Genomic DNA, 18,973 nt, shown 5'->3' with positions numbered 1-18,973 from the left:
GAGAGACACCCGAGCCCGCCATGGCCCGTCTCGTGATGAAGTTCGGCGGCACCTCCGTCGCCACCGTGGAGCGCATCCGCAACGTCGCCCGGCACGTGGAGCGCGAGGTCAAGGCCGGCCACCACGTGGCCGTGGTGGTGTCCGCCATGGCCGGCAAGACGAACGAGCTCGTCGGCTGGGTCAAGGAGGCCTCCGCCCTCTACGACCCGTCCGAGTACGACGTCGTCGTCGCCTCGGGCGAGCAGGTCACGTCAGGCCTGCTGGCGATCGTGCTGAAGGACATGGGCATCCCGGCCCGCTCCTGGCAGGGCTGGCAGATCCCGATCCACACCAGCGCCGCCCACGGCTCGGCGCGCATCGAGGGGATCGACGGGTCGGGCCTGCTGCACGGCTTCGGCCGGGGCGAGGTGGCGGTGATCTCCGGCTTCCAGGGCATCCATGCGCCCACGGGCCAGATCGCGACCCTCGGGCGCGGCGGCTCGGACACCAGCGCCGTCGCCATCGCCGCCGCCATCGGCGCCGACCGCTGCGACATCTACACCGACGTGGACGGGGTCTACACCACCGATCCGCGCATCGTGACCAAGGCGAAGCGGCTCGACCGCGTCGCCTTCGAGGAAATGCTCGAGATGGCGTCGCTCGGCGCCAAGGTGCTGCAGGTCCGCTCGGTCGAACTCGCCATGGTGCACAAGGTGCGCACCTATGTGCGCTCGTCGTTCGACGATCCGGCGACGCCCCAGGCCGGCACCCTCATCTGCGACGAGGAGGAGATCGTGGAACAGCAGATCGTCACCGGCATCGCCTACTCCAAGGACGAGGCCCAGATCACGCTCAGGCGCGTCGCGGACAAGCCGGGCGTCGCCGCGGCGATCTTCGGTCCGCTGGCCGACGCCAACATCAACGTCGACATGATCATCCAGGTCGTGTCGGACGACACGACCACGACCGACATCACCTTCACGGTGCCGACGGCCGACTACGATCGCGCCCGGACCATCCTGGAAGCCGCTCGCGACAAGATCGCCTACGCCTCGCTGCAGGGCGCGACGGACGTGGTGAAGGTGTCGGCCATCGGCATCGGCATGCGCAGCCATGCCGGCGTGGCCGCCAAGGCCTTCCGGGCGCTGGCCGACAAGGGCATCAACATCCGGGCCATCACGACGTCCGAGATCAAGTTCTCGGTGCTGATCGACGCCGCCTACACCGAACTGGCGGTCCGGACCCTCCATTCGCTCTATGGCCTCGACAAGGCCTAGCCCCGCGATACGTGGTGCCGGGTGGCGTCCGGTGCGGACTTTGCATTCACGCCCGGCGGTAGGATAAAGCGGGAGGGCGGCGGGCCCCGGGGGGACGCCATCCACGATTCGGGCACTCGTTCCGTCCTCCGGGGCGGTGGTGACGCGGGGGAACGGCTCATGCGAGGCGCGAGGGGCTGATGCGAAGCGCTCTTGGCGGACCGCGTCTGCTGCTGCGCCGCCTCCGCGAGGTGATGGCGGAGCCGGTCAGCGCGCAGGCGCGCCTCGACAAGATCGTCGTCCTCATCGCCAACAACATGGTGGCGGAGGTCTGCTCGTTCTATGTGCTGCGGGCCGACAGCACCCTCGAGCTCTACGCCACTGAAGGCCTCAACCGCGACGCCGTCCACCTGACGACGATGCGGGCAGGCGAAGGCCTCGTCGGCCTGATCGCCCAGCAGGCGCAGCCGCTCAACCTGCCCAACGCGCAGTCGCACCCCTCCTTCTCCTACAAGCCGGAGACGGGCGAGGAGATCTACCAGTCCTTCCTGGGCGTCCCCGTCCTGCGCGGCGGCAACACGCTCGGCGTGCTCGTCGTCCAGAACCGGGCGCACCGCCTCTACTCCGAGGAGGAGGTCGAGGCGCTGCAGACGACCGCCATGGTGCTGGCGGAGATGCTGGCCTCGGGCGAGCTGCAGACCCTGGCGCGGCCGGGCGCCGACATCGCCCTGCGCCGCCCCGTCACGCTCACCGGCCAGCCGCTCGCCGACGGCGTCGGCCTCGGTTACGTCGTCCTGCACGAGCCCCGCGTCGTCGTCTCGAACCTGATCGCAGACGATCCCGCGCGCGAGGCGGAGCGCCTCGACGCGGCCATCGCCGAGCTGCGGTCCTCCATCGACGACATGATCGACCGGGGCGACGTCGCCCATGGCGGCGAGCACCGGGACGTGCTCGAGACCTACCGCATGTTCGCCCACGACCAGGGCTGGCTGCGCCGCCTGCGCGAGGCCATCACCTCGGGCCTGACGGCCGAGGCGGCGGTCGAGCGCGTCCAGTCGGACACGCGGGCGCGCATGATGCGCCAGACGGACCCGTACCTGCGCGAGCGCCTGCACGACCTGGACGACCTCGCCAACCGGCTGCTCCACCGGCTGGTCGGGCGCGACATCGTGGTCTCGCAGTCGGTGCTGCCGGACAACGCCATCATCGTGGCGCGGGCCATGGGCCCGGCCGCGCTGCTCGACTACGACCGCTCGCGCCTGCGCGGCCTCGTGCTGGAGGAGGGCGGTCCGACGAGCCACGTGGCGATCGTCGCGCGCGCGCTCGGCATCCCGGCCGTCGGGAACGTCGACAATGTCACCGGCCTGGCCGAGAGCGGCGACGCGATCATCGTCGACGGCGGCATGGCGCAGGTCCACCTGCGGCCCCAGCCGGACGTCGAGGGGGCCTTCCGCGAGAAGGCGCGGCTGCGCGCCCGGCGGCAGGAGCAGTACCGCAAGCTCCGCGGCAAGCCGGCCCGGTCCAAGGACGGCGTCGACGTCAACCTGCACCTCAACGCCGGCCTGCTCGTCGACCTGCCCCACCTGGAGGAGACCGGCGCGGCCGGCATCGGGCTGTTCCGTACCGAACTGCAGTTCATGATCGCCGAGCGGATGCCGACGGCGGGCGAGCAGCTGACCCTCTACCGCTCCGTGCTGGAGGCCGCCGGCGACCGGCCGGTCACCTTCCGCACCCTCGACATCGGCGGCGACAAGGTGCTGCCCTACATGCGGCAAGTCGAGGAGGAGAACCCGGCGCTGGGCTGGCGGGCCATCCGCATCGGGCTGGACCGGCCGGGCCTGCTGCGCGCGCAGGTGCGCGCGCTGCTCAAGGCCGCGGGCGGGCGCGACATCCGCATCATGTTCCCGATGGTGGCGACGGTGGACGAGTTCGTCCGGGCGCGCGCCATCGTCGACCGGGAGAAGGCCCACCTCGCGCGGCACGGCTACGAGGCGCCGCGCAGCGTGCGGCTCGGCGTGATGGTGGAGGTGCCTTCCCTCCTCTTCCAGCTGGACGAGATCTGCGCCGAGGCGGACTTCCTCTCCGTCGGGTCGAACGACCTGATGCAGTTCCTGTTCGCCGCCGACCGCGAGAACCCGCAGGTCGCCAACCGTTTCGATGCGCTGAACCCCGTGGTCCTGCGGGCGCTGCGGGCGGTTGTGGAGGCAGCCGACCGTGCCGGCATCCCCGCGACGCTGTGCGGCGAGCTGGGCGGACGTCCCGTCGACGCCATGGCGCTTCTGGGCATCGGGTTCCGCTCGCTGTCGATGTCGCCGGCGTCGATCGGCCCGGTGAAGGCGATGCTGCTGTCGCTCGAGATGGCCCGCCTCACCGAGTTCCTGATGCCGCTGGTCACGGCGAGGGACGTGTCGGCGAGCATCCGGCCGCACCTCGTCCAGTTCGCCGAGACCCACGGCATCCCGGTCTAGCGGGGCGGTTTCCGCCGCCCTTTCGACCTCCGTCGCCGGTTTGCCATGTCCCTTCCCGTCCAGAAGCTCGAATCCATCCTCGCCCGCCACGCGGTGATCACCGACCGGCTCGCGGCCGGCGGCGACTCAGACACCTTCGTGACGTTGTCGCGCGAACTGGCGGAGCTCGACCCGGTCGTGGACGCCGTGAAGGCGATGCGGGCGGCCGAGCAGGACCTTGCCGGCGTGGAGGCGATGCTCGCGGACCCGCAGACGGACGCGGAGATGCGCGCCCTCGCCGAGGAGGAGCGCGGCGAGGCCGTGGGGCGGGTCGAGGCGCTGCGCCAGCAGGTGAAGCTGCTGCTGCTGCCCCGCGACGAGGCCGACGAGCGCGGCGTCATCCTCGAAGTGCGGGCCGGCACCGGCGGCGACGAGGCTTCGCTGTTCGCCGGTGATCTCTTCCGCATGTACCAGCGCTATGCCGACACGAAGCGCTGGCGGGTCGAGATCCTCTCCGCCAGCGAGGGCACCGTCGGCGGGTACAAGGAGATCGTGGCGGAGATCCACGGGAAGGGCGCCTACGCCCGGCTCAAGTTCGAGAGCGGCGTGCATCGCGTGCAGCGGGTGCCTGACACGGAGGCAAGCGGGCGCATCCACACGTCTGCCGCCACCGTCGCCGTGCTGCCGATCGCCGAGGAGGTCGATGTCGCCATCGACGACAGGGACCTGCAGATCGAGACGATGCGGGCCGGCGGTGCCGGCGGCCAGCACGTCAACAAGACCGAGAGCGCGATCCGCATCACCCACGTGCCGACGGGCATCGTGGTCATGATGCAGGAGGAGCGGTCCCAGCACCGGAACCGGGCCAAGGCCATGGAGGTGCTGCGCAGCCGGCTTTTCGACCTGGAGCGCCAGAAGCGCGACAGCGCGCGCGCCGCCGACCGGCGCTCGCAGGTGGGATCGGGCGACCGCTCGGAGCGGATCCGGACGTACAACTTCCCCCAGGGACGGGTGACCGACCACCGGATTAACCTCACCCTGTACAAGCTGCCGCAGGTCATCGCGGGGGAGGCGCTGGACGAACTGGTCGATGCGCTCACCACGGAGCACCAGGCGGCGCTGCTGGCCGCCGAGGAGGGCCGGGCATGACCAGCCGTGATTCCGGCGGGCCCGATCTCGATCCCGGGACGACCCGGCTGCAGGCGCTCAAGCTGCTCGGCGACCTCTTCCGTGACGCGGGCATCGGGACGGCGCAGCGCGACGCGCGGCTGCTGACCCTCGATGCGGCGGGCCTCACGCATGCCGATCTCGTGCGGTCGCCGCGCCTGCCGCTGGGCGAGGAGGCGGCCCGCAAGCTCTCCAGCCACGTGCGCAACCGGTTGCAGAGGGTCCCCGTGGCCCGAATCCTGGGCGAATGGGAGTTCTGGTCGCTTCCCTTCGTGCTCTCGCCGGCGACGCTGGTGCCGCGGCCCGACAGTGAAACGGTCGTCGCTGCTGCCCTCCTGGGGTTGAAGGAGCGTCGTCATGCGGCCAAGGGGTTGCGGATTCTCGACCTCGGAACCGGGAGCGGCTGCCTGCTCGTCGCCCTGCTGAGCGAACTGCCGGGCGCGACGGGCGTCGGGGTGGACGTCTCGCCTGAGGCCGTGGAGACGGCTCGGTTCAACGCCGCCCGGAACCGTGTGGATGACCGGGCGGAGATGCGGGTGGGGGACTGGTTCGAGGGGCTGGAGGGCCTCTTCGACCTCGTCGTCTCGAACCCGCCCTATATCGTCGAGGCCGTGATCCCCGGGCTGGAACCCGAGGTGAGCCGGCACGACCCGCACCTCGCCTTGTCCGGCGGGCGGGACGGGCTGGACGCCTACCGCATCATTGCCGCCGGGCTCGAAGGCGTGCTGGCGCCCGGCGGCCTGTGCGTCGTGGAGATCGGGCACGACCAGGCGGAGACCGTGTCCCAGCTCTTCCGAGATGCCGGATACGTCGTGGAAGGTCCTTTCGCCGATTTCGGCAACCGACCCCGGGCTCTTCTCATGCGGCGGCGCGCGTAACCGGAAACCATTCCCCGGGGAAATCCGTTCGCTCTCCAGAAAAATGCTTGGTTTCTGGGGCCGAAGCGACTAGTGTCCGCACAAATCGTCGGGTGCGCCGTGCGAAAGCATCGGGGCGAATCGCGTTGAGGCCAGCACTACCGCGCTCGTTTTCGTGAGCGGTGGCCATGCCTCCGGGATCTGGAGCGCGTCCCTTGGGACAGGCTCCGCCAAGCGACGACAAGGGCTCCGGTGAAGCGGATGCGGTCGGCCATGGGCGGAAAGCTCATGCGAACCGGCGGATTCGCGGAGCGGACGAGACTCTCGACACCACGCGCCACGGTCGCGAAGGCGGAAACCAGGCTTGATAGCCTCGATCACATCCCGTCGGTCTTTCGGTCCAGGCCCCTCAGGGCCCGTTCCCGTTCCGGCCGGAGCCAAGACCCTCTCCTCATGAAGGACGTTCGATGAGACCCAGTCATCAGAACAACAAGCGGATGCGCGGGCGCAATCGGGGCGGGAAGGGCCCGAATCCGCTGTCGCGGAGCTACGAGTCGAACGGTCCGGACGTGAAGATCCGCGGGACGGCGCAGCACATCGCGGAAAAGTACCTGCAGCTCGGACGTGATGCCCAGGCCTCCGGCGACCCCGTGATGGCGGAGAATTATCTCCAGCACGCGGAGCACTACCTGCGCCTCATTGCGGCGGCGCAGGAGCAGTTCCGCCAGCAGAACCCGTCCTACCGGCCCTTCGAGGTGGGTGGCGACGAGGGCGACGACGACGGCGACGAGTCCGTGCCCTTCGCCGGCGGTCCGCAGCCGGACGTCCGCTTCCCCGGCGTCGACGGCGACGACTACCAGCCCCAGCCGCAGCAGCACCGCCAGAACCAGCCGCGCGAACAGCGCGAGTGGCAGCCGCGCGAACCGCGCGAGCCGCGGGAATGGCAGCCCCGCGGCGAGGGTCCGCAGCCCCGCGAGCCCAGGGAACCGCGCGAGTGGCAGCCGCGCGAGCAGCGCGAACCGCGTGAACCGCGCGGCGATTTCCAGCCGCGCGACGGCCAGCAGCGCCGCGACGACCGGTTCGGCCGGCGCGGGCCGCGCCCCGACCGCCCGGACTTCCGTGACCGGCAGGACCGCCCCGAGCGGCAGGACCGGCCCGAGCGGGCCGAGCGCCAGGAACGCCCGGAGCGGGCTCCCGCGGTGGAGGAGGAGGCCGGCAGCGCCCTTCCGGCCTTCATCACCGCTCCCGTCCGCACCCCCGTCCCTGTCGAGGACGAGCGCGTGGCCGAGCCCGTCGAGGTGGCGGCCCCGGGCGGCGAGGAGGAGACGGGCCGCTTCCCGCTCCGCCAGCGCCGCCGCCGCGCCCCGCGCGTCCGGCAGGAGGAGGGCGACGATGCTCCCGTCCCGAGCGGCGAGCCGGCGGCCGAGTGATCGGCGACTGAATTCAGAATGCAGGAAGGCCGGGCATGCGCCCGGCCTTCGTCGTTTCAGGACCGGTCTGGACGGATCAGATCGCCCGGAGCGCCTCTCCCGGCTTCAGCGTGCCGCCTTCCACCACCTCGGCATAGACGCCGCAGTCGACGTGGTCGTAGGCGCGCATCAGCGTCTGCGGGATGTTCATGTCGCGGATGCCGGACGCGGGGTCGACATTGGTGGCGGCGCAGCGGTCGATGCGCTTGACCACCCGCAGCCGCACCCCGCCGGGTGAGACGAGGTCGCGATCGAGGAGATCGAACTCGCCCCAGGGCGGCAGGCCCTCGACGTGGAGGTTGCCGCGGAAGCGGACTGGGTCCACCGGCGCGCCGATGCGCTGCTCGAGCGCCCGGACGCTGGCGAGGTTGACGATCGACAGCACCCGGCGCTTCGTGTCCGAGAAGCTGAATCCCGGCGCCTCGAGGATCCGCGGCGGCCCCCGCAAGTCGGCTGCGCAATAGCCCGCGAGATAAGCCTCGACGGCGGCCCGGCCCTCCGGCGTCGAGAGATCGCCGCGGGCGACCTCCCGTCCGCCCTCCTCGACGGTCAGGGTGGTCGTCGACGGGTCGAAATGCGTGCGCAGGCGGGCCAGCAGGCCGTTGCGCATCAGCATGAGGAAGTGGATCTTGGGCAGGTGGGACGGCGTTGCGGGGTCGAAGGGCGACGGCCCGTTCTCGATGGCGTAGCGTCGGTCGTGCGGGAGCGGGTCGCCCGGCGTGAGCGTGACGGCCTCGAGCGGCTGCGGGGACAGTCCCTTGACCGGGTAGAAGTGGATCGCGGTGATGGTGGCGGCGTCTGCGGCGTTCGACACGCGGGCCCCTTCCGTTGTGGAAATGCAACACCTATCTATGCCTCGACGGCCGCCTGCAAAGGGACCGTCGAGCACGGAGCGCGGGACCGGGCCTGACAGGACGGCGAAGCGCGCGGCCGAAGGAGGTTTCGCATGGATTTCGAGAAGTACACGGATCGCGCCAAGGGGTTCGTCCAGTCCGCCCAGACGGCGGCGATGCGCGACGGTCATCCGCAGCTGACCCCCGAGCACATGCTCAAGGTGCTGCTCGAGGACAATGAGGGATTGTGCGCCGGGTTGATCCAGCGCGCCGGCGGCGACGCCCGCGAGGCGCTGCGGCTCACCGAGCAGGCGCTCGCCAAGCAGCCAAAGGTGTCGGGTGCCGCGGCCCAGCCGCAGCCGACCCGCGACCTCGTGCGCCTGTTCGACACGGCGCAGAAGATCGCCCAGAAGGCCGGCGACAGCTACGTGACGGTGGAGCGCCTGCTCCTCGCCATCGCCACCGAGAAGGACAGCGAGGCGGGCAAGATCCTCGCCCGCGCCGGCGTGACGCCGCAGAACCTGAACACGGCGATCAACGAGCTGCGCAAGGGCCGCACGGCGGACAACGCGTCGGCCGAGAACGCCTACGACGCGCTGAAGAAGTACGCCCGCGACCTGACTGCCGCGGCGCGCGAGGGCAAGCTCGACCCGGTCATCGGCCGCGACGAGGAGATCCGCCGCGCCATCCAGGTGCTGTCCCGGCGGACCAAGAACAACCCCGTCCTCATCGGCGAGCCCGGCGTCGGAAAGACCGCCATCGCCGAGGGCCTGGCGCTGCGCATCGTCAACGGCGACGTGCCGGAGAGCCTCAAGGACAAGCAGTTGCTCGCCCTCGACATGGGCGCGCTTATCGCCGGCGCGAAGTATCGCGGCGAGTTCGAGGAGCGGCTCAAGGCGGTGCTGAACGAGGTCCAGTCCGCCGAGGGCGGCGTGATCCTGTTCATCGACGAGATGCACACGCTGGTCGGCGCCGGCAAGGCGGACGGGGCGATGGACGCCTCCAACCTGCTCAAGCCCGCGCTCGCCCGCGGCGAGCTGCACTGCATTGGCGCCACCACGCTCGACGAGTACCGCAAGCACGTCGAGAAGGATGCGGCGCTGGCGCGGCGCTTCCAGCCTGTCTTCGTGAGCGAGCCCACCGTGGAGGACACGGTGTCGATCCTGCGCGGCCTGAAGGAGAAGTACGAGCTCCACCACGGCGTGCGCATCACCGACGGCGCCATCGTCGCGGCGGCGACGCTGTCCAACCGCTACATCACCGACCGCTTCCTGCCGGACAAGGCCATCGACCTCGTCGACGAGGCCGCCTCGCGGCTGCGCATGCAGGTGGACAGCAAGCCCGAGGAGCTCGACGAGCTCGACCGGCGCATCGTCCAGCTGCGCATCGAGCAGGAGGCGCTGAAGAAGGAGAGCGACACCGCCTCCAGGGACCGGCTCGGCCGCCTGGAGACGGAGCTTGCCGGTCTCGAGGAGAAGTCGGCGACGCTCACCGCGCGCTGGAAGGCGGAGAAGGAGAAGCTCGGCAGCGCCCAGAAGCTCAAGGAGCAGCTGGAGCAGGCCCGCACCGACCTCGCCAACGCCCAGCGCAAGGGCGAGTACCAGAAGGCCGGCGAGCTCGCCTACGGCGTGATCCCCGACCTCGAGAAGAAGCTCAAGGACGTCGAGGGCAGCGAGCAGACGGCGCTCGTGGCGGAGGCCGTGACGGCCAACGACGTGGCGCAGGTCGTCTCGCGGTGGACCGGCGTGCCGGTCGACAAGATGCTCGAGGGCGAGAAGGAGAAGCTCCTGAAGATGGAGGAGCAGATCGCCCGCCGCGTCGTCGGCCAGGCGGAGGCTGTCGCCGCCGTCTCGACGGCGGTGCGGCGTGCCCGCGCCGGCCTGCAGGACCCGAACCGGCCCATCGGCTCGTTCATGTTCCTCGGGCCGACCGGCGTCGGCAAGACGGAGCTCACCAAGGCTCTGGCGTCGTTCCTGTTCGACGACGAGACCGCGATGGTGCGCCTCGACATGTCGGAATACATGGAGAAGCACTCCGTCTCCCGGCTGATCGGCGCGCCTCCCGGCTATGTCGGCTACGAGGAGGGCGGTGCCCTCACCGAGGCGGTGCGGCGGCGGCCCTATCAGGTGGTGCTGTTCGACGAGATCGAGAAGGCGCATCCGGACGTGTTCAACGTCCTGCTCCAGGTGCTCGACGACGGGCGGCTCACCGACGGGCAGGGTCGCACGGTCGACTTCCGCAACACGCTGATCATCATGACCTCCAACCTCGGCGCGGAGTTCCTGGTGAACCAGCGCGAGGGCGAGGACTCCGACGCGGTGCGCGACGAGGTGATGGCGGTGGTGCGCTCGCACTTCCGGCCGGAGTTCCTCAACCGCGTCGACGAGATCCTGCTGTTCCACCGGCTGCGGCGGGAGCAGATGGGCGCCATCGTCGACATCCAGCTCACCCGGCTGCAGAAGCTCCTCGACGAGCGCAAGCTCGTGCTGGCGCTCGACGCGTCGGCGCGCACCTGGCTCGCCGACAAGGGGTACGATCCCGCCTACGGCGCCCGGCCTCTGAAGCGCGTGATCCAGAAGAACGTGCAGGATCCGCTCGCCGAGCTGATCCTGTCGGGCAAGATCCACGACGGCGACGAGGTGTCGATCTCGGCCGGCCCGGAGGGCTTGCGCATCGGTGACGTGGTCGTGGCCCCCGAGGCCCCGCCCAAGGGCGCGATGCTGAACTGAAAAGGCGGGTCGCCCGCGCTGCTCCCTTCTCCCCGCTGCGGGGAGAAGGTGGCGCGCAGCGCCGGATGAGGGGTTCTTGCCCGCCCCGCCCGCTCCCCTCATCCCCCTGCGCTTCGCTCCGGGACCTTCTCCCCCCGACGAGGGGAGAAGGGAGACGCGGCCTTCGCCGGTGTACGCGGCGTCGGAGCGATTGGCGCTATCCCCTCCGGCCGGTGATGCCCTAGAACCGGGGCATGGAGCAGCCCGTCCGCACTTCCGCCGTCCGCATCCCCGCCGTCGACGTCGCCCGCGGCGTCGCGCTGGTGGCGATGTTCGTCTACCACTTCACGTGGGACCTCGGCTTCTTCGGCTTCATCACGCTTCAGGCCGGCGTCGACCCGGCGTGGCGGCTCTTCGCCAAGCTCATCGCCGGCAGCTTCCTCTTTCTCGTGGGCGTCAGCCTCGTGCTGTCGACGCGCGGCGGGCTGCGGCCCGTGCCATACCTGCGGCGGCTCGGCATGGTGTCGGCGGGCGCGCTTCTGGTGACGCTGGGCACGTGGTACGCGACACCGCAGAGCTTCGTCTTCTTCGGCATCCTGCATTCGATCGCGGTGGCGAGCGTGCTGGCACTGCCCATGCTCCGGGCACCCGTCTGGTGGATCGTCCTGATCGCCGCGCTGGTCGCCGGCGCGCCCGCCGTGCTGACCTCGCCGGCCTTCGACAGCCCGGGCCTGTGGTGGCTGGGCCTGATGCCGAAGGCGCCGCTGACCAACGACTTCGTGCCGGTGTTCCCCTGGTTCGCGGCCGTTCTGGCCGGGGTGGCCGCCGCGCGCCTCGTCCTCGCGGCGGGATGGGATGTCCGGCTGGCGTCCTGGCAGCCGGGTCCGGTCGGCCGGGTGCTGGCCTTCGGCGGGCGGCACAGCCTGCTCGTCTACCTCGTCCACCAGCCCGTGTTCTTCGGCCTGCTGTCGCTCGCCGTGGCGCTGGGCGCACCGAAGGCCGACCTTTCGACGCCGCCCGGGGCCTTCGCCGCCGCCTGCACGAAGACATGCACGGCCACCGGCACCGACGCCGGCTACTGCCGGCGCATGTGCGGCTGCGTCGGGGACCGGCTCGAAGGCAGCCCGCTCCTGACGCGCTCGATGCAAGGCGCCGTGACGCCCGACGACGAGGCGGTCCTGCGCGGCCATGCCGACATCTGCCGCAAGCAGATCAGCGCCGACGGGGACGCCGAATGATCCGCGGCCTCGTCGCCCGGCTGGAGATCGGCCCCGTCTCTGCGCTGCTGGTCGCCGCCGCCGGCCTCTTCGCCTTCCTGCGGATCGCGGGCGAGGTGCGGGAGGGCGAGACGCACGCCTTCGACGAGGCGATCCTGCGGGCGTTGCGCTCGCCACTCGACAGCGCCGATCCCATCGGCCCGTGGTGGCTGGAATCGATGATGCGCGACCTCACCGCTCTCGGCGGCACGACGGTGCTGACGATCATGACGCTGGTCGTGGTGGCCTACCTCGCGCTCGCCGGCAAGCGCGGGGCGGCGTGGCTGGTGGTGGTGTCGATCGGCGGCGGGGCGCTGCTGTCGAGCCTGCTCAAGCTCGGCTTCGACCGCCCGCGGCCCGACCTCGTGGCGCACCTCGTGGACGTGCGTTCGCTGAGCTTCCCGTCGGGGCACGCCATGCTGTCGGCCGTGACCTACCTGACGCTGGGAGTGCTGGTCGCCCGCGTCAGCCCGCGGCGCCGGATCAAGGTCTACGTCGTCGCCGTGGCCGTGCTGCTGACGCTCGCGATCGGCGCGAGCCGGGTCTATCTTGGCGTGCACTGGCCGACCGACGTGCTCGCCGGCTGGTCGATCGGCGCCACGTGGGCGATGGCGTGCTGGCTCGCCGCGGTCTTCCTGCAGCGGCGCGGAAGCGTGGAAGACGGTGCAGAGATCGAAGGCGACGGGCCGGCGGCTCAGGCCTCGGGCTCGTCGAGCGGCTCGGCGTAGAGCTCAAGCCGGTGGCCGACGAGGCGGAAGCCCAGCCGCCTCGCGATCTCGGCCTGCAGCTGCTCGATCTCGGCGTTGCGGAACTCGATGACCTTGCCCGTCCGGAGGTCGATGAGGTGGTCGTGGTGCGTGCGACCGGCGCTCTCGTAGCGGGCGCGACCGTCGCGGAAGGCATGCCGTTCGAGGATGCCCGCCCCCTCCAGCAGCTTCACCGTGCGGTAGACGGTCGGCAGCGAGATGCGTGCGTCGCGCTCCTGTGCGCGGCGGTGCAGTTCCGGAACGTCCGGGTGGTCGCGGGCCTCCGACAGGACCTGCGCGATCAGGCGGCGCTGGCCGGTGAGGCGCAGGCCCTTCTCGCGGCAGGCGGCCTCGATGCGGTTGGGTGCAGGCCTCGACGTCATGCCGTCCTCCGCTCCGGCGGCCGCGCCTTCCACAAGGCCGCGCCGATGAACAACAGGCCCGCCGCGGCGCCGATGGTGCCGGCGGCGTTGAGCGCGATGGGAAAGCCCGCGAGCGGCGGCGCCAGCACGGCGACGGCGTATCCCAGCCAGACGCTGCCGAGCGCGACGGCGAGCGAGACCGCGACCTGCGTCTCGAGCCGGCGCGTCAGCAGCCGCGCCGTGGCAGCGGGGCAGACGATCATGGCGAGCGCGAGGATGGCGCCGACGGCCTCGAAGGCGGCGACGGTGGCGAGCGCGGTCGCGACCAGCAGGGCGAGGTCGAGCCACCGCACCGGCAGGCCGGACGCCGCCGCGAAGACGGGGTCGAAGGCGACGAGGGCGAGGCGCGTGCGAAGAGCCGCCAGCAGCACGGCGACGGCGAGCAGGGCGAGGGCCATGTGGCCGAGGCCGCGCGGCAGGTCGGCGAGGCGTCCGGGATCGACCAGCGAAGACAGACCCTCGGCCGTCGGCCAGACCAGCGTCTCCAGGTTGCCGAACAGGATGTGGTGCACGTCGAAGCTGGTCCTCGCTGCGCCGGACCACTCCATCAGCACGATGCCGATGGCGAAGAGCGTGGTGAAGACGATGCCGAGCGCGGCGGACGGATCGACCCGGCCATAGCGGACGAGGACGTGGACGAGCAGGGCCGCCACCAGCGCCGCCGCGATGCCGCCTGCGAGGACCGCGGGCGCCGCGGTCGAGCCCGTGAGCAGGAAGGCGCCGAGCACGCCGGGCAGCATGACGTGGCTCAGCGCGTCGCTGAACATGGCCCTGCGGGTGAGCACGAGGAGGTTGCCCACGAGGCCGCAGGCCAGGGCGGCAAGCGACGCGCCGAGCAGGGCGGGGAAGTCGATCTGCAGGAAGGCTGTCACGGCACGGCCTCGCGTCCGGCCATGACCGCCTGCGCGGCGGTGCGCTCCGGCCGGCGGCCGACGAGGCGCAGCAGCCCGCGGGCGGGGCCGAAGAGCATGCTCAGGGCGAAGAGCGCCGCGGCGACGACGACGATGGTGGCGCCCGTTGGGGTGTTCGGCACCACCGCCGAGACGGCGGCACCTCCGTAGGCGGCCGCGGCGCCGAAGAGCCCGGAGAGGGTGACGACGACGCCCAGCCGGTTGCTCCAGAAGCGCGCGGCAGCGGGCGGGATGATCAGCATGGCGACGACCAGCACCAGGCCGACGACGCGCAGGCCGATGACGACGCAGGCGAGGCTCAGCACCGTGACCAGCCGGTCGAGCGCGACGACCGGAACGCCGCTGGCGCGGGCGAACACCGGGTCGAAGGCGACGATCGCCAGCCAGTCGAGCGCCAGGCGCAGGATGACGATCACCAGCAGCGCGAGGGCGCCGATGAGGATCGCCTCCGAGGCGAGCATCCCGGCGGTCGAGCCGAGCAGGAAGGAATCGAGGCCGGCCTGGCCGCCCGTCCGCAGCGTCTGGGCCACCGAGAGGAGCGCGATGCCGAGGCCGAAGGTCGCGGCGAGGACCGCCGCCGTCGCCGTGTCCTCCGTGATGCGGCGTTGGCCGGAAAGCCACTGGATGAGGCCCGCGGCCAGGACGGCGCTCAGCGCGGCGCCGCCGAGCAGCAAAGGCGGGGAGCGCGGCGGCAGGCCGATCGCCGCCGCGAAGAGGAAGGCGGCGACGAGGCCGGGGAGCGCGGCGTGGGCTACTGCGTCCGCTACCAGGGCCTTGCGGCGGAGCATCGTGAAGACGCCGACGGCGCCGCAGGCGAGGCCGAGCGCGGCGGCCCCCAGCATGACCACGACGGTGTTCCAGCCGCCGCGCAGCAGCAGGATGCCGACGATGTCGGACGCGGCGCTCACGCCGCCACCGGCACGCCGTAGGCCCGGCCGAGGACGGCGGGCGTGAAGGTGTCGGCCACCGGGCCCGAGGCGATGACGGTCCGGTTGAGCACGAGCACGTGGTCGAAGCGGTCCTTCACGGTGCCGAGGTCGTGGTGGACGCAGGCCACGAGGCGGCCCTCGGCCCTGATCGTCTCGAACACGCGGAAGATGACGCCCTCCGACACGGCGTCGACGCCGGCCAGCGGCTCGTCGAGCAGGAGGACGTCCGCCTGCCGGGCGAGGCCGCGGGCGAGGAAGACGCGTTGCTGCTGGCCCCCCGACAGCTCGCCGATCTGGCGCGCCGCGTAGTCCTGCATTCCGACCTGCGCCAGCCGGTCCATCGCCGCCTCGCGATGGCGGCGGCCGTAGCCGGCGAAGAGCCCGAGGCTGCGCACCATGCCCTGCAGCACCACGTCGAGCACCGTGGCGGGGAAATCCCAGTCGACGGCGGCACGCTGGGGGACGTAGGCAAGCCGGTCCCGCGCCGCGTCGACTGGCCGGCCGAAGATGCGCACGGTGCCCGCCTGCACCGGGATCAGCCCGAGGACGGCCTTCAGGAAGGTCGACTTTCCGGCGCCGTTCGGCCCGACGATGGCGAGCAGGCCCCGGCCGGGCGAAGTCCATGTGATGTCGTGGACGGCGAACTGCCCCGAATACGCGACTGCGAGATCGGTGACGGAGATCGGTGCCGGGTCCGACCCCGGCTGCACCTGCGGCATGACCTGTTCCTCAGCCGCGGGCGAGCTTGCCGGAGAGGCCGGCCTGCGGCGCCTCGCCGCCCAGCGCGCGCGCGATCGTGGTGACGTTGTGGTCGATCATGCCGATGTAGGTGCCCTCGTAGGTCCCCGGCGCGCCCATCGAGTCCGAGAACAGCTGGGCGCCGATCGCGAGTTCATGGCCGCGCCTCTTCGCGCCCTCGACCACCGCGCGGACGTTGCGGTCGGAGACGGAGGCCTCGACGAAGACGGTCGGGATGCGGCGGCTGGCGACGAGGTCCACGACCTCCTCGATCCGGCGCAAGCCGGCCTCGCTCTCGGTCGACACGCCCTGGATGCCGACGACCTCGAACCCGTAGGCGCGCGCGAAGTAGGTGAAGGCGTCGTGGGCCGTCACCAGCACCCGCCGGTCCTGCGGCACCGTGCCCAGCACCTGCCTTGCGTATCGGGACAGGGTTCCGAGCTCGGCGCGATAGGCGGCCGCCCCGGCGTCGAAGGTTCCGCTGCCGGCCGGAAGGCGCGCCGCGAGGGCATCGCGGATGGCGCCCACGACGAGGGACCACAGGTCCGGGTCCATCCAGACGTGGGGATTGTACCGGTCCTTGTAGTCGGCGTCTGCGATGCGGCGGTCGACGGGGATCACTTCGCCTGCCAGCACCACGGGCCGGGTGCGGCCGATGAGCTCGAAGGCCTCGCGGAACTGCGCCTCGAGGTGCAGGCCGTTGGCGACCACCATGTCCGCCGACAGCATGCGCGCAGTATCGGCGCGGGTGGGCTTGTAGACGTGCGGGTCCACGCCCTCGCCGAAGAGGGCGGTCACGGCGACGCGCTCGCGGCCGACGTTGCGGACCGCGTCGGCGATCATCGCAGTCGTGCCGACGATCGACAGGGGCTTGTCCTGGGCCATGGCCCGCGGACCCGTGGCCGTGGCGATGAAGGCGCTGAAGCCGAGGCCGAGGAGCCGGCGACGGTCGAGCGTGGCGAAGCAGGCGGCGCGAATGTCGGACGGCACGGGGGACTCCTCGGCGACCAGGTGCGCTTACTTGCAAATGAGTTGCAGTAACAATGTGGGTTGACGCGGCGTGGAGTCAACCGTCCGGCCTTCACGGGACCGCGACAAAGCCGCCGTGCCGGGGTGCGTCGCCCCGGCACCTGACCGACCCGCCCGGTCGGGCCGTTCGCCCAAGCGCGCCACTCCGGTTCTGCCGCTATTCGCTCGCCAGGATGGTGTTGCGGACGAGGGGGTAGATCTGCCCCTCCCAGCGACGGCCGCTGAAGACGCCGTAGTGTCCCGCGCCGGTCTGCATGTGGTGGCGCTTGCGGTAGGGCTTCAGCTTCGAGCAGAGGTCGTGGGCGGCGACGGTCTGGCCCAGCGAGCAGATGTCGTCGCGCTCGCCCTCGACCGTGAGGAGGGAGGTCCTGCGGATGGCCGAGGGGTCGACCTTCGTCCCCTCGACGACGAGCTCCCCGCGCGCGAGCTCCGCCTTCTGGAACACGCGGTCGACGGTCTCGATGTAGAACTCCGCCGGCAGGTCGAGCACGGCGAAGTACTCGTCGTAGAAGGCCTTGATGGCCTGTGCCTGCTCCGTCTCCCCTCGGGCGAGATGGCCGTGGAGGTCGAGATGGGCCTTCACGTGGCGCTGGAGGTTCATCGCCATGAAGGCGGTCAGCTGCACGAAGCCGGGATAGACCCGGCGGCCAGCGCCACGGTGGGGAAAGGGAACGGTCGCCAGGAGATGGCGCTCGAACCACGCGATCGGCTTGCCGGACGCGAGTTCGTTCACCTTGGTCGGGTTGACGCGCGTGTCGATGGGCCCGGCCATCAGCGTCATGCTGCGCGGCGTGTCCGGGTGGCCGCCCTGCGCCATCAGGGCGGTCGCTGCCAGCACCTGCACGCAGGGCTGGCACACTGCGAGGACGTGCGCGCCGGGGCCGATCACCTCCAGGAAGCTGATGAGATGGGTGACGTAGTCGTCGAAGCCGAAGCGCCCGGCGGAGAGCGGCACGTCGCGGGCGTTGTGCCAGTCGGTGATGAACACGTCGTGGTCGGCCAGCAGCGTGCGGACGGTGTGCCTCAGCAGCGTCGCGAAGTGCCCCGACAGCGGCGCCACCACGAGCACCCGCGGCTGTGCGATGTCGGTGTCCTTGCGGAAGTGCCGGAGCGTCCCGAACGGGGTCGTCGCGACCGCGTGCTCGGTGACCGGGACCTCTCGGTTGCCGACGCGCACGGCATCGATCCCGAACGGCGGCGACCGGTGGGTCAGCGTGGCCCGCTCGATCAGTTCCCAAGCGGCACGAAGATTGCTCCCGACCGCGGTGTCGGAAGCGGAGAAGGCGGATCCGAACGTGCCGAGCGCCCAGCGGGCGGCCTCGCGCGCCGGAGACATCAGGTGGCCATGGGTCTCGTAGGCCAGATAGAGCATCGCGTGCGGTCCGTCCGTCGGCATGGGTCGCTGCGGGGCAGTGCCGCTTTCCTGTGCAACCGTTCGCGGACGGGAGCACGGGACGGCGGGCTGCCGCATCGCCCCGACCACCACGAGGACACGACCACGGGGGGATCCTGACCATGGCGAAGGCGACGCTCACCATCTCAAGCAAGAACTATTCCTCGTGGTCGCTGCGCGGCTGGCTGCTGTGCCGCATGGCCGGCCTTGAGTTCGAGGAGGTGCGCGTGTCGATCGACGACCCGGACACGCGGGCGGAGCTGCTGCTGCTGTCGCCGTCCTTCCTGGTGCCCTGCCTGACGCACGACGGCGCGAAGGTCTGGGACACGCTCTCGATCGGCGCCTACCTGGCGGAGGTGAAGCCGAAGGCCGGGCTCCTGCCGGAGGATCGGATCGCACGGGCGCACTGCCGCTCCGTGTCGGGCGAGATGAACGGCGGCTTCGCCAACCTGCGCTCGGCGCTGCCGATGAACGTCAAGGCCCGGTTCCCGGACTTCAAGGTCTGGGCCGGCTGCCAGCCGGACATCGACCGCATCGTCGCCATCTGGCGCGAATGCCTGTCCACCCATGGGGGTCCATGGCTCTTCGGCGCGAAGCCGACGCTGGCCGACGCGATGTTCGCCCCGGTCTGCACCCGCTTCACCACCTATTCCGTCGCGCTCGACACCCGCTGCGCCGGCTACGTGAAGCACGTGATGGCCTGGCCGCTGATGCAGGAGTGGATCGCGGCGGCCAAGGCCGAGCCGGAAGAGCTCGAGGAACTTGACGTCGAGTTCTGAACGGGCCCGGGCTCGCGCAGGTTTGACCCTCCGGCCGCTTGCCCGGCGTCGCGG

At 71.2% G+C, this 18,973-nt stretch carries 16 protein-coding genes; 9 read left to right on the top strand and 7 right to left on the bottom strand.

Annotated elements, in window-relative coordinates; translation table 11 throughout:
- The first annotated feature begins 20 nt into the window (after positions 1-20).
- The 5 genes from ACX9GQ_RS20865 to ACX9GQ_RS20845 all read left to right on the top strand — a co-directional run bounded on the left by ACX9GQ_RS20865 (position 21) and on the right by ACX9GQ_RS20845 (position 7,136).
- On the top strand, positions 21-1,256 hold the full coding sequence (locus ACX9GQ_RS20865; protein ID WP_459631523.1) for an aspartate kinase: 1,236 nt from the start codon (positions 21-23) through the stop codon (positions 1,254-1,256).
- Between the two features lie 179 nt (positions 1,257-1,435).
- Positions 1,436-3,703 carry a phosphoenolpyruvate--protein phosphotransferase gene (gene ptsP, locus ACX9GQ_RS20860; RefSeq protein ID WP_459631522.1) on the top strand — a complete coding sequence of 756 codons (2,268 nt, stop codon included), beginning with the start codon at positions 1,436-1,438 and terminating at the stop codon, positions 3,701-3,703.
- A 45-nt stretch (positions 3,704-3,748) separates the two neighbouring features.
- Positions 3,749-4,831 (top strand): peptide chain release factor 1, encoded by a 1,083-nt coding sequence (gene prfA / locus ACX9GQ_RS20855; protein ID WP_459631521.1) that lies wholly within the window; start codon positions 3,749-3,751, stop codon positions 4,829-4,831.
- Complete coding sequence (gene prmC, locus ACX9GQ_RS20850) at positions 4,828-5,727, top strand: peptide chain release factor N(5)-glutamine methyltransferase (protein WP_459631520.1); 900 nt, start codon at positions 4,828-4,830, stop codon at positions 5,725-5,727. The genes prfA and prmC overlap by 4 nt, the downstream gene beginning before the upstream one ends.
- A gap of 446 nt (positions 5,728-6,173) precedes the next feature.
- Positions 6,174-7,136, top strand: coding sequence for a DUF4167 domain-containing protein (locus ACX9GQ_RS20845; RefSeq protein ID WP_459631519.1), 963 nt, complete (start codon positions 6,174-6,176; stop codon positions 7,134-7,136).
- Between the two features lie 76 nt (positions 7,137-7,212).
- Here the strand turns inward: ACX9GQ_RS20845 and ACX9GQ_RS20840 are convergent, their stop codons facing one another.
- Positions 7,213-7,989, bottom strand: a complete 777-nt coding sequence (locus ACX9GQ_RS20840) for an MOSC domain-containing protein (protein ID WP_459631518.1) — start codon at positions 7,987-7,989, stop codon at positions 7,213-7,215.
- A gap of 132 nt (positions 7,990-8,121) precedes the next feature.
- On the opposite strand from ACX9GQ_RS20840, the gene clpB reads away from it, so the two are divergent.
- The 3 genes from clpB to ACX9GQ_RS20825 all read left to right on the top strand — a co-directional run bounded on the left by clpB (position 8,122) and on the right by ACX9GQ_RS20825 (position 12,700).
- Entirely contained in the window at positions 8,122-10,737 is a 2,616-nt protein-coding gene (gene clpB, locus ACX9GQ_RS20835) for an ATP-dependent chaperone ClpB (RefSeq protein WP_459631517.1), read from the top strand.
- 233 nt (positions 10,738-10,970) lie between these two features.
- Positions 10,971-11,954 (top strand): heparan-alpha-glucosaminide N-acetyltransferase, encoded by a 984-nt coding sequence (locus ACX9GQ_RS20830; RefSeq protein WP_459631516.1) that lies wholly within the window; start codon positions 10,971-10,973, stop codon positions 11,952-11,954.
- The gene (locus ACX9GQ_RS20825) at positions 11,951-12,700 is read left to right on the top strand and encodes a phosphatase PAP2 family protein (protein ID WP_459631515.1); all 750 of its coding nucleotides are present in this window, start codon (positions 11,951-11,953) and stop codon (positions 12,698-12,700) included. Before ACX9GQ_RS20830 ends, ACX9GQ_RS20825 begins: the two co-directional genes overlap by 4 nt.
- Here ACX9GQ_RS20825 and ACX9GQ_RS20820 read toward each other — a convergent pair.
- The 6 genes from ACX9GQ_RS20820 to ACX9GQ_RS20795 form a co-directional block, all read right to left on the bottom strand.
- Positions 12,667-13,101, bottom strand: coding sequence for a Fur family transcriptional regulator (locus tag ACX9GQ_RS20820; protein WP_459631514.1), 435 nt, complete (start codon positions 13,099-13,101; stop codon positions 12,667-12,669). The two genes, ACX9GQ_RS20825 and ACX9GQ_RS20820, sit on opposite strands and share 34 nt — an antisense overlap.
- Positions 13,098-14,012 carry a metal ABC transporter permease gene (locus ACX9GQ_RS20815; protein ID WP_459631513.1) on the bottom strand — a complete coding sequence of 305 codons (915 nt, stop codon included), beginning with the start codon at positions 14,010-14,012 and terminating at the stop codon, positions 13,098-13,100. The genes ACX9GQ_RS20820 and ACX9GQ_RS20815 overlap by 4 nt, the downstream gene beginning before the upstream one ends.
- Entirely contained in the window at positions 14,009-14,959 is a 951-nt protein-coding gene (locus ACX9GQ_RS20810; protein WP_459631512.1) for a metal ABC transporter permease, read from the bottom strand. The genes ACX9GQ_RS20815 and ACX9GQ_RS20810 overlap by 4 nt, the downstream gene beginning before the upstream one ends.
- Positions 14,956-15,699: a metal ABC transporter ATP-binding protein gene (locus ACX9GQ_RS20805; protein ID WP_459631511.1), complete on the bottom strand. Its 744-nt coding sequence runs from the start codon at positions 15,697-15,699 to the stop codon at positions 14,956-14,958. The genes ACX9GQ_RS20810 and ACX9GQ_RS20805 overlap by 4 nt, the downstream gene beginning before the upstream one ends.
- Positions 15,700-15,709: 10 nt before the next feature.
- Positions 15,710-16,708 carry a metal ABC transporter solute-binding protein, Zn/Mn family gene (locus tag ACX9GQ_RS20800; protein ID WP_459631510.1) on the bottom strand — a complete coding sequence of 333 codons (999 nt, stop codon included), beginning with the start codon at positions 16,706-16,708 and terminating at the stop codon, positions 15,710-15,712.
- Positions 16,709-16,904: 196 nt separating this feature from the next.
- A complete protein-coding gene (locus ACX9GQ_RS20795; RefSeq protein WP_459631600.1) occupies positions 16,905-18,119 on the bottom strand; it encodes a polyhydroxyalkanoate depolymerase in 1,215 nt (404 codons plus the stop codon).
- 143 nt (positions 18,120-18,262) lie between these two features.
- Between ACX9GQ_RS20795 and ACX9GQ_RS20790 the strand changes: the two genes are divergently transcribed.
- Positions 18,263-18,919: a glutathione S-transferase family protein gene (locus ACX9GQ_RS20790; RefSeq protein ID WP_459631509.1), complete on the top strand. Its 657-nt coding sequence runs from the start codon at positions 18,263-18,265 to the stop codon at positions 18,917-18,919.
- The last annotated feature ends 54 nt before the right edge of the window (positions 18,920-18,973 follow it).

The sequence above is a fragment of the Alsobacter sp. R-9 genome, from assembly GCF_054612375.1.
The sequence above is the reverse complement of the archived record's forward strand: the minus strand, read 5'-3'. Positions and strand labels throughout refer to the sequence as shown.

Excerpts from the sequence above, each read along its gene's own strand:
- ACX9GQ_RS20865 (WP_459631523.1), top strand. The coding sequence starts at position 21 with ATGGCCCGTCTCGTGATGAAGTTCGGCGGCACCTCCGTCGCCACCGTG.
- ptsP (WP_459631522.1), top strand. The coding sequence starts at position 1,436 with ATGCGAAGCGCTCTTGGCGGACCGCGTCTGCTGCTGCGCCGCCTCCGC.
- prfA (WP_459631521.1), top strand. The coding sequence starts at position 3,749 with ATGTCCCTTCCCGTCCAGAAGCTCGAATCCATCCTCGCCCGCCACGCG.
- prmC (WP_459631520.1), top strand. The coding sequence starts at position 4,828 with ATGACCAGCCGTGATTCCGGCGGGCCCGATCTCGATCCCGGGACGACC.
- ACX9GQ_RS20845 (WP_459631519.1), top strand. The coding sequence starts at position 6,174 with ATGAGACCCAGTCATCAGAACAACAAGCGGATGCGCGGGCGCAATCGG.
- clpB (WP_459631517.1), top strand. The coding sequence starts at position 8,122 with ATGGATTTCGAGAAGTACACGGATCGCGCCAAGGGGTTCGTCCAGTCC.
- ACX9GQ_RS20830 (WP_459631516.1), top strand. The coding sequence starts at position 10,971 with ATGGAGCAGCCCGTCCGCACTTCCGCCGTCCGCATCCCCGCCGTCGAC.
- ACX9GQ_RS20825 (WP_459631515.1), top strand. The coding sequence starts at position 11,951 with ATGATCCGCGGCCTCGTCGCCCGGCTGGAGATCGGCCCCGTCTCTGCG.
- ACX9GQ_RS20820 (WP_459631514.1), bottom strand. The coding sequence starts at position 13,101 with ATGACGTCGAGGCCTGCACCCAACCGCATCGAGGCCGCCTGCCGCGAG.
- ACX9GQ_RS20805 (WP_459631511.1), bottom strand. The coding sequence starts at position 15,699 with ATGCCGCAGGTGCAGCCGGGGTCGGACCCGGCACCGATCTCCGTCACC.
- ACX9GQ_RS20795 (WP_459631600.1), bottom strand. The coding sequence starts at position 18,119 with ATGCTCTATCTGGCCTACGAGACCCATGGCCACCTGATGTCTCCGGCG.
- ACX9GQ_RS20790 (WP_459631509.1), top strand. The coding sequence starts at position 18,263 with ATGGCGAAGGCGACGCTCACCATCTCAAGCAAGAACTATTCCTCGTGG.